The 16,877-nt window shown below is 52.1% G+C and carries 13 protein-coding genes; 4 read left to right on the forward strand and 9 right to left on the reverse strand.

Annotated elements, in window-relative coordinates:
* The first annotated feature begins 267 nt into the window (after window positions 1-267).
* The gene (locus DWX59_RS05605; RefSeq protein WP_117556843.1) at window positions 268-750 is read left to right on the forward strand and encodes a MarR family winged helix-turn-helix transcriptional regulator; all 483 of its coding nucleotides are present in this window, start codon (window positions 268-270) and stop codon (window positions 748-750) included.
* A gap of 165 nt (window positions 751-915) precedes the next feature.
* A complete protein-coding gene (gene mscL / locus DWX59_RS05610) occupies window positions 916-1,371 on the forward strand; it encodes a large-conductance mechanosensitive channel protein MscL (protein WP_117556845.1) in 456 nt (151 codons plus the stop codon).
* Window positions 1,372-1,382: 11 nt separating this feature from the next.
* Here mscL and rho read toward each other — a convergent pair whose 3' ends face one another.
* The 9 genes from rho to thrC all read right to left on the reverse strand — a co-directional run bounded on the left by rho (window position 1,383) and on the right by thrC (window position 15,926).
* Window positions 1,383-2,996: a transcription termination factor Rho gene (rho, locus tag DWX59_RS05615; protein ID WP_117556847.1), complete on the reverse strand. Its 1,614-nt coding sequence runs from the start codon at window positions 2,994-2,996 to the stop codon at window positions 1,383-1,385.
* Between the two features lie 234 nt (window positions 2,997-3,230).
* A complete protein-coding gene (locus tag DWX59_RS05620) occupies window positions 3,231-4,547 on the reverse strand; it encodes an AAA family ATPase (RefSeq protein WP_117557288.1) in 1,317 nt (438 codons plus the stop codon).
* Window positions 4,548-4,575: 28 nt separating this feature from the next.
* On the reverse strand, window positions 4,576-5,304 hold the full coding sequence (locus DWX59_RS05625) for a polysaccharide deacetylase family protein (protein WP_117556849.1): 729 nt from the start codon (window positions 5,302-5,304) through the stop codon (window positions 4,576-4,578).
* Between the two features lie 348 nt (window positions 5,305-5,652).
* Window positions 5,653-7,527: a GH25 family lysozyme gene (locus DWX59_RS05630; protein ID WP_117556851.1), complete on the reverse strand. Its 1,875-nt coding sequence runs from the start codon at window positions 7,525-7,527 to the stop codon at window positions 5,653-5,655.
* Window positions 7,528-7,608: 81 nt separating this feature from the next.
* Window positions 7,609-8,673: a PspC-like choline-binding domain-containing protein gene (locus DWX59_RS05635; RefSeq protein ID WP_117556853.1), complete on the reverse strand. Its 1,065-nt coding sequence runs from the start codon at window positions 8,671-8,673 to the stop codon at window positions 7,609-7,611.
* Between the two features lie 105 nt (window positions 8,674-8,778).
* A complete protein-coding gene (locus DWX59_RS05640) occupies window positions 8,779-10,650 on the reverse strand; it encodes a phosphotransferase (protein ID WP_117556855.1) in 1,872 nt (623 codons plus the stop codon).
* A gap of 330 nt (window positions 10,651-10,980) precedes the next feature.
* A complete protein-coding gene (locus DWX59_RS05650; RefSeq protein WP_117557290.1) occupies window positions 10,981-13,095 on the reverse strand; it encodes a glutamine synthetase III family protein in 2,115 nt (704 codons plus the stop codon).
* 269 nt (window positions 13,096-13,364) lie between these two features.
* Window positions 13,365-14,228 (reverse strand): class II fructose-1,6-bisphosphate aldolase, encoded by an 864-nt coding sequence (gene fba, locus DWX59_RS05655; protein ID WP_117556859.1) that lies wholly within the window; start codon window positions 14,226-14,228, stop codon window positions 13,365-13,367.
* 204 nt (window positions 14,229-14,432) lie between these two features.
* Window positions 14,433-15,926, reverse strand: a complete 1,494-nt coding sequence (gene thrC / locus DWX59_RS05660) for a threonine synthase (RefSeq protein ID WP_117556861.1) — start codon at window positions 15,924-15,926, stop codon at window positions 14,433-14,435.
* Between the two features lie 227 nt (window positions 15,927-16,153).
* Between thrC and DWX59_RS29210 the strand changes: the two genes are divergently transcribed.
* On the forward strand, window positions 16,154-16,429 hold the full coding sequence (locus tag DWX59_RS29210) for an Rpn family recombination-promoting nuclease/putative transposase (RefSeq protein ID WP_235844126.1): 276 nt from the start codon (window positions 16,154-16,156) through the stop codon (window positions 16,427-16,429).
* The gene (locus tag DWX59_RS29215) at window positions 16,381-16,683 is read left to right on the forward strand and encodes a PqqD family protein (protein ID WP_235844920.1); all 303 of its coding nucleotides are present in this window, start codon (window positions 16,381-16,383) and stop codon (window positions 16,681-16,683) included. The genes DWX59_RS29210 and DWX59_RS29215 overlap by 49 nt, the downstream gene beginning before the upstream one ends.
* Window positions 16,684-16,877 lie beyond the last annotated feature (194 nt).

Raw genomic sequence — 16,877 nt, forward strand, 5'->3', positions numbered from 1 at the left:
TCCTTTCCCAAGTGTAAGCAAGTCTTCAAATATTGTTCACTCGATGAACTATATTATAAAATACTTCGTGCATAATGTCAATATGCTTTGTATTTTTTTTAGTAATAAGGACATTATGCACATTAAAACGACTATATTTTTTCAATATTGTTCTATTGCTTTACTATTTTTCCTATTTTGGTTAAAAGAAAGCATTGAAGGCCTTTTCCAGATATGTTACTATAACATGTACAGACATTATATTAAGAACAGGAGCCGAGACCCCATATGAGCCATCTTACAGATATCAACAGCGCGTACCAGAAGCTGAATGTAAGGGCGAATACATTGTATGAATTCGTCATTTTATATCACAATTACATTTATGCCCATCACACATATGAGAATGAAAATTTCAACATGATGGAGATACACACCCTTACATACATCGACGACTGTCCCGGAATCACTGCCACCGAACTGTCAAAGCTATGGCACAAAAGCAAAAGCGCCATCTCCCAGGTCATCAAAAGACTGGTGGATTCCGGATATGTTGAGAAGCGCTTCAAGGAGAACAATGAGAAATCCGTCTGTCTCTATGCGACGGATAAAGGCCAGCGTCTTTCCAGTGTACACAAGGCATATGACGTGGCCGACATTACCCAGACCACATCTTATCTGATTGAACAGTGCGGCCAGGCGGATGTGGATGCATTTTACAGGATCATTGATAAGTACAACGAACTTCTCAAGTCAGACCTGGAGCATTAGGGCGTGTTTGGAGATTGCTTTCCGTCAGCTGCCCCGGAATTTTAAAACCGGCCGCGCCATGCAGAGGGAATCATGGGGGCCGGGAATGATAAATTATTAACGATTTCCTGTCATCCAGGAAAACAGAATAAAAAACATGAAACTACAAACGAGGAGGAAGATTCAATGAGCAACCTGAACAACGTAATGAAAGAATTCAAAGCATTCATACTGAAGGGCAATATCATCGACATGGCTGTGGGCGTCATCATTGGCGGCGCATTCAGCAAGATTGTCACATCCCTTGTGAATGATATCCTGATGCCGGTCCTTGGCGCCCTTACCGGCGGGGCCAGCTTCAATACGCTTAAATACGTGCTCAGCCCTGAAGTAAAGGCGGGCGGAGAGGTGGTAAAAGCAGAAGCCGCCATACTGTATGGCAGCTTCCTTCAGAATGTCCTTGATTTTATCATTATCGGGGCCTGCATGTTCTTCATGATCAAGACCGTTGCCGTCATCAGCTCACGCCTTCGCCATGAGGAAGAGAAAAAGGAAGAGGCGCCCGCGCCTGCCGGTCCCACCCAGGAGGAACTCCTGGCTGAAATCCGCGACCTTTTAAAAGAGAAAAATGCTTCCGCCTGACAGACACCAGATTAATAAAACCTGATTCTCTTGGCGTTTTCCACAAACTCCCTGTTGTTCCTGGTCCTTGCGAACAGATCCAGTATCTTTTCCACGGCATCCTCGGGCTTCATGGAGTTTGTTGCTTTGTGTATGATATCCACTGCCTCGGCTTCCTCCCTGGTCAGCAGAAGGTCATCCCTTCTTGTGCCCGACTTAAGGATGTCAATGGCAGGGAAGATGCGTTTCTCAGACAGTTTCCTGTCCAGCACCAGCTCCATGTTGCCGGTGCCCTTAAATTCCTCATATACAACATCATCCATACGGCTTCCCGTATCCACCAGCGCAGTTGCCAGAACAGTCAGGCTTCCGCCTTCACGCATGTTGCGGGCAGCGCCGAAAAACCGCTTGGGCATGTGAAGGGCAGCCGGGTCAAGACCGCCGGAAAGCGTACGGCCGCTGGGCGCAACCGTCAGGTTATATGCCCTTGCAAGGCGTGTGATGCTGTCCAGGAGTATGATGACATCCCGGCCATGTTCCACCAGACGCTTGGCCCGCTCCGCCACCATCTCCGAAACCCTTTTATGGCGCTCAGGCAGTTCATCAAAGGTGGAGTAAATCACTTCCACGTTGGGACCCACGATTGCCTCCCTGATGTCCGTCACTTCCTCCGGGCGCTCGTCAATCAGGAGGATCATCAGATGCATGTCCGGATGGTTGGTGGTGATGGCCTTGGCCACCTGCTTTAAAAGGGTGGTCTTACCTGCCTTTGGCGGTGATACGATCATGCCGCGCTGTCCCTTGCCGATAGGTGACAGAAGGTCCAGCACACGCATGGCAACGGACGTCTTCACGCCGGGCATCTCCATATGCAGGCGCTGGTTGGGGAAGATTGGCGTTAAATCCTCAAAATTAGGCCTGGTCTCCGTAGCGCTTAAGGGATATCCGTTCACTGTCTTGATGTAAAGCAGGGCGGCAAACTTCTCCGTGGCTGATTTAACCCTTCTGTTGCCTGCAATGATATCCCCTGTCTTCAGATTAAAGCGGCGGATCTGGGACGGCGCCACATACACGTCGTTCTCCCCCGGCAGGAAGTTCTCACACCGGATGAACCCAAATCCGTCAGGCATTACCTCCAGGATCCCATTGGCTTCAATCCCGCTGTCCAGCTCTGCCATATCCTGGTTGGACAGGCCCGTTGTATCGGACCTGGCATCGGTCCTGGACGTGCGTTCGCCGCCCTCGGACTGCTGGTTAGAACCCTGGTTCTGGCTGTAACCGGTATGCGGCCTGTTCTGCTGGGATTTGGAAGCTGAATATTTATTATCGTAAGACCGGTTGGTGTTACGCCTTGGCTCCTGGCTGCGGCTTTCCTGTCTGTCCTGGGACTCCTGGGGCCTTGACTGGGTGTTATCCTGCCTGGGCTTCACAGTCTCCTGCCTGGGCTGGGCACTGTCCTGCGCCTGCGCCTGGCGTTTTTCCTCTTTTCTGATTTCAGTGGGCTTTACTTCCGGGTTCTTCTCTGCCGCCGCGCAGAGCAGGTCAATGATTTCAGCCTTGCGCAGGCTGCTGATTCCTTTAATGCCCTGGTTTCTAGCCATTTCCTTTAATTCTGCAAGAGGAAGTGTCTGCAATTTTTCCCGCATAGTATCTCTCCTTATCCAATATTAATCAACTCATCCGTCAAGACAGACTGATGGTCTATTTCCAACACTCGGGGTATTATCTTATGTTCAATCAAATTCGGGGTTTATTCCAGATTTGCGAATTGCTTGGGACTAACAGACTGCTGACAGCATAAGAAAACTGTCAGCCAATCTATGTATAGCCCTATTATATACACGAATATTACGGAATGTAAAGTGAAAATTGAAATAATTTTAGTTTGTCAGCCAATTCATATGGGTTTTTATACTGGCTTCGTAGCCATTATCCGATGGTTCATAGAAGACAGCCCCCTCCATGCCGTCCGGCAGATACTGCTGTTTTACATAATGCTTGGGATAATCGTGCGCATATTTGTATCCTGCCCCGTGCCCCAGCTTCTCAGCTCCCTTATAATGCCTGTCCTGCAGGTGTACCGGAACCGGCATGGTCCTCTGGTCCCTGACTGCGTCCATGGCCTTAAACACAGCCATGCAGGCCGCATTGCTCTTTGGCGCGGTTGCCACATAGGTCACTGCCTGGGACAGGATGATCTGGGCTTCCGGAAGTCCGATCCGCTCCACGGCCTGGGCCGCATTCACAGCCACCGCCAATGCCTGGGGATCTGCGTTTCCCACATCCTCCGATGCGCATATCATGATCCTTCTGGCAATGAATTTGATATCCTCACCCGCATAGAGCATCCGGGCCAGATAATAGACAGCCGCATCCGGGTCCGAGCCGCGCATGCTCTTGATAAATGCAGAAACCGTATCATAATGGTTATCCCCGTTCTTATCGTACCGCACCACCCGCTTCTGGATGCATTCCTGGGCCACTGACAGATTAATATGTATCTTTCCGTCCCCTGCCCGTTCCGTTGTCAGGACTCCCAGCTCCACTGCGTTAAGGGCTGCCCTGGCGTCCCCGTTGGCCGTATCTGCCAGGAAATCAGCCGCATCCTCATCAATCACCGCGTCATAGGCCCCCATCCCCCGTTCCCTGTCATATACCGCCCGGCGTATCAGTTCCCTGATATCCTCCTTTTCCAACGGCTTAAGTTCAAATATCCTGGAGCGCGACAGCAGGGCCCCGTTCACCTCAAAATAAGGATTCTCCGTGGTGGCCCCGATAAGAATCAGCGTGCCGTCCTCCACAAAGGGCAGGAGATAATCCTGCTGCCCCTTATTAAAGCGATGGATCTCATCCACGAACAATATGGTCTTCCTGCCATACATGCCCATATTGTCCTTGGCGCCCTTAACCACTTCCTCCATGTCCTTCTTTCCGGCAACCGTGGCATTAATCTGTTTAAAATCAGCGCTGGTGGTATTGGCAATCACCTTGGCCAGGGTGGTCTTTCCCGTACCGGGAGGGCCATAGAAAATAATGGACCCCAGCTTATCCGCTTTGATTGCGCGGTAAAGCAGTTTATCCACGCCCACTATATGCTGCTGCCCCACCACCTCGTCCAGGGTCCTGGGCCTGAGCCTGGATGCCAGCGGGGATTCTGTCTCCATTGTATTCTCTCTCATATAATCAAATAAATCCATTGTCTTACCCTTTCTGCCGTGTCCTGTCTCAATCAATCAGCAGTTCATCAACCGTAACAAAAGTATATCCCTGCCTGGTAAGCGTGTCAATCAGTTCCAGCGCAGCCTGTACCGAAGTGGGAAAAATGTCATGCATTAATATAATATCCCCATCCTCCACATCTTTCAAGACCCGTTTCACAATCTTATTCTTATTCTTCAGTTTCCAGTCCAGGGAATCCACGGACCACAGCACCGTGGTCATGCCCACGTCACACTCCAGCTCTTCATTCCAGTCCCCAAAGGGCGGCCTCATGTACTGCGGCCGTTCCCCTGTTATATCCTCTATCATCCTGCTGGTCCTGTCCACGGCCTGGCACACGGTCTTTGCCCCGGCCTTGGTCAGCTGGACATGGCTGAAGCTGTGGTTTCCAATCAGATGGCCCTCATCATGCATCCGCTTCACCAGCTCCTCATTCCCCTCTATGTTCTGTCCCATAAGGAAAAACGTGACCCTGACGCCCCTTTCCTTCAGGCCGTCCAGCAGCTGGGCCGTGCATTCCTCATGGGGACCGTCATCAAATGTAAGGGCCACGCATTTGCCTTCAAGCCCTTTGGCCCGGTCCAGGGTTTCCCCGCCCTCCTGGACCCACGTCCCATTCCCCGCCGCGGCATGGACCGGCCGGTTCCCCAGTACAGTCCAGAACAGCCCTCCAAGAAGAATCACGTCCGCCCCACAGACCATGGCCAGAAGTTTTAACTTATTTCCCAGTTTCACCTTATGCCCTCTTTCACCTGATGCCCTTTATCTATCCAGTATATGTTGGGGATAGAAGGAAAAATGCATGGGATTGGATGACGGTCCTGAATCTGTGGGTATCCGGGTTCCCTCCATACATACGGATTGGGCATGGGATGCGGGAAAAAAGGGAGGAGTGCATTGGGTTCGGAACAAGGCAGGGGTTTGTATCAGGTGCGCAACGTGACGGGTGGCTATTTCGAATACAGAAACTATACCGGGTACAGAAAGGGGCGGATTCCTGCATCACAGCAAGAATCCACCCCTTTATGCCGTCCTTTGAGAACACTGCTTCCTGAGTCATCTCATATGCATACCATCCTATTCCTATCCCACCGGAGTAATGATTACCCCGGGGCCGCCGGATTTCCCGCCGGGGGAAGCGCCCGGTGCCTGGCCTGACTGGCTTTCGCCCGGTGAAGTGCCGGCCTGGGCGCTGCCGCCTGACTGGGAAGTCCCGCCAGGCTGGCTATTACCTCCAGGCTGACTGCTGCCTCCAGGTTGGCTGCTGCCTCCAGGCTGGCTGCCGCCTCCAGGCTGGACGCCGTCTCCTGACTGGCCCCCAGCGCCGTCCTGGCCGCCGTTATTTTCCTGTATCTGGCCCAGTACCCCCTCAGGGCCGGCCTGATATCTGGTCCCATTGATGTCAACCACGGTGTTTACCGCCATCCTGCCCGTGGATGGGTCCATATAATAGTGGAGGCCGTTTACATCAATCATGCCCTTTGCCATACGGCCCGAGCCTTCAAAATAATACCACGCGCCGTCCATCTCGCGCCAGCCGGTTGCCATGGCACCCGAACCCCTGAGGAAGTATTTCTCCCCTGCATCTTCCAGCCATCCGGTCTGCATGGCCCCCTGGCCGTCAGCATAGTACCAGGTTCCGTTATCATTAATCCAGCCTTTAGAAAGTACGCCCGTGTGATCCAGATAGTACCAGGTTCCGTTCTGGTTGGTCCATCCCTTGGCCATGGCTCCTGAGTTCTCCAGGAAGTATCTTCTTCCGTTGTCGTCCAGCCAGCCGGTCTGCATCACGCCCTGGCTGTCCGCATAATACCAGGTTCCATTATCGTCTATCCACCCCTTGGACAGGGCGCCTGAACTGCCGAAGTAGTACCATTTGCCGTTGTCGGATTTCCAGCCCGTTATCATGCGGCCCGTACTGTCATCCAGATAATATTTCTGGTCCGAAAGCGTAAGCCAGCCCTTGGATGCAAGGCCCTCCCCGTCCATGTAGAACCATCCCGTGCCGTCGTCAATCCAGCTGTTTTTCTGTTTTACGTAGTTCTGGTAATAATAGGTCTTTCCCTGGATGGTCCTCCAGGTATTGCCCGGTATCACCGATGTAAAATCCTTAAACTGGAAATCAATATCCACATTCCCACTGATTCCGTTGACCGCGCCCGTGCTGGTGGCCTGCCACATCACCGGGTTCTGGTATGCCGGTTTTGCGGAGTAGCGGGCAACCCATACAGGATAATCCATCTTGCCCATGTCCAGTTTGTTGGCCAGCCAGTTGTCATTGGCATAAATGATGGGATAATAGCCGGCTTCGGATATACGCCTGCAGAACGCATTGGCGATTGCCGCCAGTTCGTCCTTGGACAAGGCGCCCTGGGTGGAATCCTCCATGTCAAATGCAACCGGATAGGATACCGGATAATCGTGGATCAGGTCCAGGACAAAGTTGGCCTCGTCCACCGCCATCTCCGGCGTGGTGGCAAGGGAATAGATATAGACCCCCACCTTAACCCCGGCCGCGCTGGCCTGCTGTATGTTCCTGTGGAAATATGGGTCCACCGCACCTTTGGAGCGTGTTCCCAGCATGACAAAGGACACGTCGTCAGCAGCCACCTGGCTCCAGTTAATATCCCCCTGCCATCTGGATACGTCAATTCCCCTGAACAGCACGTTGCTGATGGATGTGCCGTCCGGCATCCGGTATGCCCCGTTTACCTTTTTCCAGGCATTGGGGTTGGCTGCGGCGGTGCCGGAGGATGCCGCGCCCGTACTTCCTGTACTCCCGGTGCCTGCCGCAGGCTGCCCGGGGCCTCCTGGGCCTGCTGATGTGGCAACCGGCGCCGATGTCTCTCCCGGCCCAATCGCCAGAGCGGTGCCTGCGGGAAGAATGGTGCCCGCGCTTATGATTCCCGCCATGGCAAGTACCTGGCAGCGTCTTATCATGTGCATCTTGTTTTTCATACATTTCTCCTTATATAAAAAATAAGAGGGGATGCCCAGCCGTCCGCTGTGACATCCCCCGTATTATGATCTGATTTACCCTCAGCCTGGTCCGTCTGTCCTTCCGGCCTGCAGGCCCCCTGAAGAACTTCCGCCCGGTGAATTGTTTCCGGAACTGGTTCCGGGATTCCCCCCGGACGTGCCTCCAGGCCCGTTGTTGCTGATGCCTGAGGAACCGCCGGATGCCCCCGGACCGCCGCTTGTGCCGGTGGAGTTGTTGTTGTCAACAGTCCCCGGAGTCTGGGCCGATACACCGCCGGCGTTCTGGCATATACCGCTGGCGTCAAAGGTGTACTGCGTTCCGTTGATGGTTGCCGTGGTGCCTGCAATCATCCTTCCCTCATTGGCAGGGTTCAGATAGTAATACTTTCCGTCCAGCTGAATCCAGCCAGTCATCATATGGCCATTGCTGTTAAAATAGTACCATGAGCCGTCAATCTGCTTCCAGCCCGTGGACATCTTACCGTTACTCATATCCATGTAATACTTGTTGCCGTCACTGTCACTGAGCCATCCGATCAGCATGCGCCCGTCCGTGTTCAGGTAGAAATAATCCTTGTCCACCTTGGCCCAGCCGGTCATCATCTTGCCGTCCGTGCCGAACAGGTACCAGTTGTCCTTAATCTGGGCCCAGGAATTCACAACGCACTTGCCGTTGCTCTGGAAATAGTACCAGGCCCCGTCCATCTCACGCCAGCCCGTTGCCATGGTTCCGTTGCCCCGCATGAAATAAAAGTCGCTGGTGGTTCCATTGCTGATTTTCAGCCAGCCTGTTACCATGGTCCCATCATTTAGCATATAGTACCATTTGCCGTCTTCCGGATTGACCCAGCCCGTTGCCATGATGCCGCTGGGCTTGAAGAAATACCATTTGCCGTCAATCTGCTTGAAATCCTTTGTCATATATCCAGTGGACGGGTCCATGTAGTACCATCCTTCACTGGTCTGCAGCCATCCCGTGTATACCTGGCCGTTGTCGACATAGGTCCAGTTGTCATTTGATTTTGTCCAGCTGCCGGCGGCATAGCTGGTAAATGCGCTTCCCAATGCCATGGCCCCAATCATACCGGCTGCTGTGACAGCTGTCCAGTACCTTTTATGTCCCATGTGTCATCCTCCTCGCCTCTTATATCCAGTAGGGGACAATATTCCCCAGTTTTCCACATATTTTTGATTATAGCACAATCCCATATGCTTTTGATAACATTTTTATTACAATTTCCGTAATTTCCTATAATATTTCTTGGCATACCGGTACATGATTATGGTGTACTCCCCGAATTCATCTCCCAGCGCGCTCTTATACACGGCCCACAGGCTCCACAGGAAACCTCCCAGCGCAGCGTAGGCATAGACGGCAAAATACTCGTCTTTTGTAGGTTCCCTTTGGAGGTAGCTTGCCAGAAGCTTCTCCATATCCGCCTCATCATAATAGGAATAGATTGCGCACATGGATACATCCATGATTGGGTCACACATGCCGGCATACTCCCAATCCAGAAGTTTTACACCGCCATCCTTAAGAAACAGGAAGTTATCCACATTGGCATCAATATGGCTCAGGCATTTGGGGCGGTCCATGGCGTCCATACAATCCATGAGCCAATCCATCCACTCCCGCACCTCCTGGTAGTCCTCAAAAAGGTTGCCGCCATGGCTGCTGCACAGCTTTTCATAAAAATCAATCCTCTCACGGATGTCAAAGTCATGTCCCACCGTGATGCCTGACCCATGGAGCCTGCGCACCATCTCCATGCACCGGTCCATGTCAGACCAGTCCGAGGCGTCTGCATTCCTGGCCCCTTCGTAGTATTCGGCAATCTTATAACCGGTCCGTTCGTTCATATAAATCACATGCTCGGTAATGCCAAGGCAGGCCACTGCGTCATAGACCTGTTTTTCCTGTTTTCTGTTAATAAGCAGCTCCGTGCCCGGACCGGGGATACGGCAGATGCAGCTGCGCTCCCCAACCCTGAACAGGAAGGACTTGTTTGTCATGCCGGACTTCAGGCAGCGGATATCCTGAATCCGGGACTCAGGCACCTTAAATACCTCGGCCACCAGCTTCATGGCCGCGTTGTCAGAATGATTCTGATACCTGGGGTCGAATAAGCGCAGTTCTTCCAGGTTCTCGAACTCATATACCTGGTCGTCGGGCTGGCGGTTTGCATCCATTTCAATCTCATCCCAATGGGAGGGCGGCAGGCCGCAGGCCTTTGCGGCCTCATCAAGCAGAGCCCCGCCTTCCTGTTCCAGACGGCGCCTGGCCTCGCCTGACAGCATGTCCACATATACCTGTTCCCAGTAAAACTGCTCCGTGCCCGGGCTTTTGTAATAGGCCTCCAGCACAGGAAGGAACCGTGCGGAAAACTCCCTGGAAAAATAGGCCGGTCCATACATGACCCACTGGTCCCTTCCGCCTATCTTCACATCCGTGATACGCCCCCTCTTGTTAAAGGACAGGCACCATTCCTTGGTCTCGCCATGCTGATAAGCGGCGCTGTACCATGCCCCGCACTCATATGCGTGGAACATGTTCTCCCTCATCCAGTTGTCGGAGGACAGCACATACATGTTCCGCCCTTCCAAGACCTTCCTGGACCTGTGGATGGTGGCCAGGGTGTTCTTGTCCGGATACTCAGGATTATAGAGAAGCTTCACATCATATTTGTCTATCAGATATTCAAACTTTTCCTTCAGGTAACCCACCGCTATGGTGATGTCCGTAACCCCTGCCTCATGAAGCTGGCCTATCTGGCGCTCAATCATACGCTCCCCGAACACCTCCAAAAGCCCCTTGGGGGTCTCAAATGTCAGGGGGACGAACCTGGAGCCAAACCCTGCTGCTATGATTAATGCACCGTCAACCTTATACCCTTTTAGCAGGCGCTTCCCTTCCCCTGTAAGCTCCCATCCGGAGCCGGCTGCGCCGTCCCCCCGTTCCGCAATGTATCCCATTCCGATGCACTCTTTTATAAGCCCGTTGGCAGTACCCAGGGACACCTTAAGCTTTTGCGCCATCTCCCTCTGGGTGATATCCGGCTGCTCCAGCACTGTCCTGCACACAAGTCCATGTCTGTCCATCAATACAAATCCTCGCTTCCGTCCCATTTATGTTCAAAATATTCATTTAACAAAAATATATGAACATTATAACACATCCCCCGGAAAATGCAAGCCGGATTAAGGCTCCATGGAACAGGGGATGGAAAAGGGGCCTCCACCCTACCGGCAGGACCCCTTTTCCATATAGGCTTATCTATCATGATACTCATTTCCCCGTAACTGACTTGACCATGTCCGGCCGCATGTCTGATGGATTTGACAGCCGGCTTCTATATCCGATGCAGCAGCCAGTCTCCATATCCGACGCCGCGGCAGCCGGTTTCTGTGTCTGACGCCGCGGCAACCGGCCTACACTTCAAATATCAGGTCGCCGTAGCTGGGCATTGGCCACAGTTCCTTATCCACTATCATTTCCAGCTTATCCACCGGCGCCCGTAAGGCCTCCATGGCAGGTACCACTTCACTGTGATATGCGGCTGCCTGGGCAATCCCGCCATCCGCACCGGCCGCCTTCTCAGTCACCTGGGCCAGCCTTAACACAGCTGCCTTGGTATCGGCCAGCAGGCCGGAGGCCTCCATGAGAAGTCCTGTCTGTGTGCTCACATCCGCCTCCGGGCAGGCGCCCTTGACCGCGGATATAGAGGCTGCCAGCTGCGTGGTATATTTGATGACCGCCGGTATAATGGACTTGCTGGCCATATCATACATGGTCCTGGCTTCTATATTGATGGCCTTGGAAAAGTTCTCATATTCAACCTCAGCCCTGGACTCCAGTTCAGCCCTGGTAAATACGCCGAATTCCTCAAACAGCTTCACTGCCTTATCCGTTGTCAGGGCAGGAATGGCCTCCACCATGGAGCGGATGTTGGGAAGGCCCCTTTTCCCTGCCTCCGCAACCCATTCATCCGAGTATCCGTTTCCATTAAAGATGACCCTTCTGTGGGCTGACAGCATTTCCTTAATCATGTCATGGACCGCCATGTCAAAATCCTCTGCCTTTTCCAGGGCATCGGCAGCTTCCTTGAACGCTTCCGCCACAATGGTGTTTAACACGGTGTTGGGGCTTGCAATGGAATCAGAGGAACCCACCATACGGAACTCGAACTTGTTGCCTGTAAATGCAAATGGCGAGGTCCTGTTCCTGTCCGTTGCATCCTTATCCAGGTCAGGAAGGATATCAACGCCGGTCCTTAAGGTGCCGCCCTTCTTGGAATGGGTGGCTTCACCTGTGCTGCACAGCTGGTCAATCACATCCTCCAGCTGCTCTCCAAGGAAGATGGAGATAATGGCCGGCGGCGCTTCGTTGGCGCCCAGCCTGTGGTCATTGCCCACATCTGCAGCCGACTCCCGCAGCAGGTCTGCGTGAAGATCCACCGCCTTAATGATACATGCCAGCACCAGAAGGAACTGGATGTTCTCATGGGGCGTGTCACCTGGGTTTAAAAGATTGGTGCCGTCGTCCGCGGTCAGGGACCAGTTGTTATGCTTTCCTGAACCGTTGACGCCTGCAAATGGCTTCTCATGGAGAAGGCATGCCATTCCATGGCGGCCAGCCACCTTTTTCAGTGTCTCCATTACAATCTGGTTGTGGTCCACTGCCTGGTTCACGCCCTCATATATGGGGGCCAGCTCGTGCTGTGCAGGCGCAACCTCGTTGTGCTGTGTCTTGGCCGGCACGCCCAGCTTCCAAAGTTCTTTATTCACATCGTTCATGTAGGAACCGATCCTCTCACGGATGGCGCCAAAGTAATGGTCCTCCAGCTCCTGCCCCTTGGGCGGCATGGCTCCAAAAAGGGTGCGCCCGGTGTAAATCAGGTCCTTGCGCTGTAAGTACTTTTCACGGTCTACCAGGAAGTATTCCTGCTCAGCCCCCACGGACGGAGCAACCCGCCTGGCCGTGGTGTTCCCAAAAAGCCTGAGGATCCTTAGGGCCTGCTCATTAACTGCCTGCATGGAGCGCAGCAGCGGCGTCTTTTTGTCCAGGGCCTCGCCTTTATACGAGCAGAAGGAGGTAGGGATGCAGAGGGTGACGCCGATGGCGTCCTCCCTTAAGAATGCGGGAGAGGTACAATCCCAGACCGTGTAGCCCCTGGCCTCAAAGGTGGCGCGCAGGCCGCCTGAGGGGAAGGAGGATGCATCCGGCTCACCCTTGATCAGTTCCTTGCCGGAAAATTCCATGATTACCTTGCCGTCGCTTGGAGCAGAGATAAAGGAATCATGCTTCTCAGCCGTCACGCCTGTCAGCGGCTGGAACCAATGGGTATAGTGGGTGGCCCCCCTCTCAATTGCCCAGTCCTTCATGGCGTGTGCCACCACGTCCGCAATACTGGGATCCAGTTCCGCGCCGTCTTCCACTGTCTTTTTCAGCTTCTTATACACATTTTTAGGCAGACGGTCCTTCATCACCGCATCATTGAACACATTTTTCCCGAATATCTCAGATACATTCAATACATCGCTCATAGATTCCTCCATCCTCTCTTTGATCCTTCCTTTTGGATCTTCTGCTTCATTTTCCATAGTCCTGTTATCCTGTCAAAATCCAAATACCATTTCCCGTAATTTTATTCAGTCCGGCCGGATATATAACAAAAAGGTGCTCTCCCCTTGAGAGAGAACACCTTTGTTCTTTATTAAAATAAACCATTTCCTTTAAAATTGCAAGCAGTTTTTCGGGAAAACATGTTTTTTATTCTAATAAGCATTATTAAGCTGTCTTAATATCTTAGGACTCAAGCCTTGCCCACGGAACCGAATAATTCCATCTTTTCTTTTACGGTTGCCTTGATTGCATCTGCGCCCGGGGCAAGCAGTTTCCTTGGGTCAAAGCCTTTGCCGCTCTTGTCCTTGCCGGCCTCGATGTACTCCCTGGTGGCTGCTGCAAAGGTAAGCTGGCACTCTGTGTTAACATTAATCTTGGCAACGCCCAGGCTGATTGCCTTCTTAATCATATCCTCAGGGATACCGGTTCCGCCGTGAAGCACCAGAGGCATGTCGCCTACAGCCGCTTTCACATTCTCCAGCACGTCAAAGCGCAGGCCTGGCCAGTTCTCCGGATATTTGCCGTGGATATTGCCGATGCCTGCTGCCAGGAAGTCGATTCCCAAATCAGCAATGGCCTTGCACTCATTTGGATCCGCACACTCGCCAAGGCCAACAACGCCGTCTTCCTCACCGCCGATGGAGCCCACCTCAGCTTCCAGGGACAGTCCCATGTTATGTGCAATCTTAACCAGTTCCTTGGTCTTCTCAATGTTCTCCTCAATTGGATAATGGGAGCCATCGAACATGATGGAGGTAAATCCTGCCTTGATACATTTATAGCAGCCCTCGTATGAGCCGTGGTCCAGGTGCAGGGCAACCGGAACCGTGATGTTCAGTTCTTCCATCATGGCCTTCACCATGGCAGATACTGTCTTAAAGCCTGTCATATACTTTCCTGCGCCCTCTGATACGCCCAGGATAACCGGAGATTTGAGTTCTTCTGCTGTCAGCAGCACGGACTTGGTCCACTCAAGGTTATTGATGTTAAACTGTCCAACTGCATACTTGCCTTCCCTAGCCTTGTCAAGCATCTCTTTTGCTGAAACTAACATTTGATACCCTCCTTATAAAGTTTGTTATTTTATTAACTATCTCACCTATTATATCGCAGCTGCGAACAAAAAGGAAGATGTTTTTTTAATTTATAGTCCATATCGCGTCAGGACCAGAATGTCCCGCATTAAATGCCCTGCCCGTGCCATTGGAAAACCAGTCCGGCAAAACAGTAAGGTATTTAGTATGGGTAATGCTATGGATCAGATCCCAAGAATAGCTTTTACCGTTGCTTCCATTTTATCCACATCGCACTCCGTATTGTGGCGTATCGGCGCATGGCGGATTTCTTCAACCGCAGCAGGCACATCCACTCCGCACAGGCTGCTCAGGGCATCTACCACTTCAAATCCGTCTTTGCCCCTGATGCTCTCAGGCCCGGCAATGGCTTCCATCACACTGTCAGAGAACTTGTAGGGACTTGCCGTGGAGGCAATGACGGTCTTTGCCGTGTCGCCGCTTTTGGCCCTGTAGTCCCCATATACAGCAGCTGCAACGCCTGTATGGGTGTCAATCAGGTAACCGGTGCTGTCAAATATCCTCTTGATGGCGGCCGCATTTTCTTCCTGGGTTGCAAAGCCGCCTGCGAAATCAGACATGAACGCCCTCATATCCTCTGTGACGGTATAGCTGCCCTTCACGGACAAGTCCTGCATCAAAGCCTTGTTGGCCCTGGCGTCGCAGCCCGTGCTCAGATAAATCAGGCGCTCCAGGTTGCTGGAAATCAGGATATCCATGGACGGGGAATTGGTGAGTATGAAATCCCTCTTCCTGTCATAGGTTCCCGTGGTAAAGAAATCATACAGCACCTTATTGTCATTGGACGCGCAGATCAGAGTCTTAATCGGAACGCCCATGCGTTTTGCAAAGTAGGCTGCCAGGATATTACCGAAGTTGCCTGTGGGAACCACCACATTAATCTGCTCGCCTCCTGCAATCTCCTCATTGGCCAGAAGCCTTGCATAGGCATATACATAGTAAACAATCTGCGGGACCAGCCTGCCGATATTAATGGAATTGGCGGATGAGAACTGGAAGCCCTTTGATTCCAGCAAAGCCTCCAGGGACTTGTCCCCAAACAGCTTCTTCACACCGGTCTGGGCATCGTCAAAGTTGCCGTTAATTGCCACCACGTTTGTGTTAGCGCCCTTCTGGGTGCGCATCTGGAGTTCCTGGACCTTGCTGACCCCGTCCTTTGGATAAAATACAATGATACGGGTGCCCGGTACATCTGCAAAGCCAGCCATGGCAGCCTTACCCGTGTCCCCGGAGGTGGCTGTCAGGACCACAATCTCCTTATCCACCCGGTTCTTCTTTGCCGCCGTGGTCATAAGGTGGGGCAGGATGGAAAGGGCCATGTCCTTAAATGCTATGGTGCTTCCGTGATACAGTTCCAGGAAGTATGCGCCGTCAGCCTTTGCCAGGGGCGCAATCTCTTCTGTGTCGAACTTGCTGTCATAGGCCTTTGTTATACAATCTTTAAGTTCCTCGGGACTGTAATCCGTAAGGAACAGCTTCATGACCTCATAGGCCGTCTCCTGGTAGGTCATGGTCCCAAGCTTCTCCATGGGCACGTCAAGCTCCGGTATCTCTGTGGGCATGAACAGGCCGCCATCCTCTGCCAGTCCCTTCAGGATGGCCATGGATGCCGGCACGCCTGTCTCACGGCCCCTTGTACTCTGATAGGTTAATCCCATACTCTTGTCCTCGCTTTTATATTATGTTCACATTTATTATTGAAATATTAACACATTTCACCGGCCGGTGCAACTGAAATTCGGAACGGTTGCAGCGGCCGGGAATATATGCTACAATGAATCCAAAGCAGTACATCTGATTATTCTAAAAAGTCTATCCGATTCAGGTTAAACTCGTATCTTGCTTTAAAACCCAGTATTCCATCCGCAATGTGGAAAACCGCTCCGTGGTATTAGACGCTCTGGCCGAGGATGAAGAAGGCCGTCTGATAAACGTGGAAATGCACCCTCAGGAAGATGAAGACCATGTCCGGCGGGTACGCTATCATCTAAGCGGCATTGACATGAGTTATCTTGAAAAGGGGAATGATTTTGAGGCCATTCCGGAGGTTTACCTGATTTATATCACGAAAAAGGATTTCATCGGAAGGAACAAAGGGAACTGCTGGATTATATGGAACACTCGGCAGCTGATTATGAGACCGGGACCTTCCCGCATTTAGCTGCAAGGGTCAGACTGCTGAAGGAAAAGAAGGAGGGAATCGATATTATGTGTGATATTCTTGAAAAGGAACGGGCCGAAGGAAAGGCTGAAGGAAAGGCCGAGGGAATGGCTGCAGGGATAGCGGCATTCATCCTGGATAACCTGGAGGAGCATAAGACGGAAGAACAGATACTGGCCAAACTGGTAAAGAGGTTTTCCCTGAGCCGGGAGGAAGCCGGGAAGTATCTGGATGAGTATATTCCAAAGGACTAATATGGGACATGGCCGAATCCATGACTGATGAAACACAGATGATTGAACATGACCGGGTTCATGCAGATTCTGCTTGATTCCTCCGGATGGTTTCTATATAATTGAGTATCGCCTGTTTTTCCACATAGGTGTGGATGACAGGGATTGGTATCATTCGGATTGATATCATCCGGATCCATATCCCTATGGATACC

Origin of the sequence: Enterocloster aldenensis (assembly GCF_003434055.1) — a bacterium.
Lineage (GTDB): Bacteria > Bacillota > Clostridia > Lachnospirales > Lachnospiraceae > Enterocloster > Enterocloster aldenensis.

Coding starts and splice junctions, on each gene's coding strand:
- DWX59_RS05605 (WP_117556843.1), top strand. CDS start 268: ATGAGCCATCTTACAGATATCAACAGCGCGTACCAGAAGCTGAATGTA.
- rho (WP_117556847.1), bottom strand. CDS start 2,996: ATGCGGGAAAAATTGCAGACACTTCCTCTTGCAGAATTAAAGGAAATG.
- DWX59_RS05630 (WP_117556851.1), bottom strand. CDS start 7,527: ATGAAAAACAAGATGCACATGATAAGACGCTGCCAGGTACTTGCCATG.
- thrC (WP_117556861.1), bottom strand. CDS start 15,926: ATGGGATTAACCTATCAGAGTACAAGGGGCCGTGAGACAGGCGTGCCG.
- mscL (WP_117556845.1), top strand. CDS start 916: ATGAGCAACCTGAACAACGTAATGAAAGAATTCAAAGCATTCATACTG.
- DWX59_RS05620 (WP_117557288.1), bottom strand. CDS start 4,547: ATGGATTTATTTGATTATATGAGAGAGAATACAATGGAGACAGAATCC.
- fba (WP_117556859.1), bottom strand. CDS start 14,228: ATGTTAGTTTCAGCAAAAGAGATGCTTGACAAGGCTAGGGAAGGCAAG.
- DWX59_RS05635 (WP_117556853.1), bottom strand. CDS start 8,673: ATGGGACATAAAAGGTACTGGACAGCTGTCACAGCAGCCGGTATGATT.
- DWX59_RS29215 (WP_235844920.1), top strand. CDS start 16,381: ATGGAACACTCGGCAGCTGATTATGAGACCGGGACCTTCCCGCATTTA.
- DWX59_RS05640 (WP_117556855.1), bottom strand. CDS start 10,650: ATGGACAGACATGGACTTGTGTGCAGGACAGTGCTGGAGCAGCCGGAT.
- DWX59_RS05650 (WP_117557290.1), bottom strand. CDS start 13,095: ATGAGCGATGTATTGAATGTATCTGAGATATTCGGGAAAAATGTGTTC.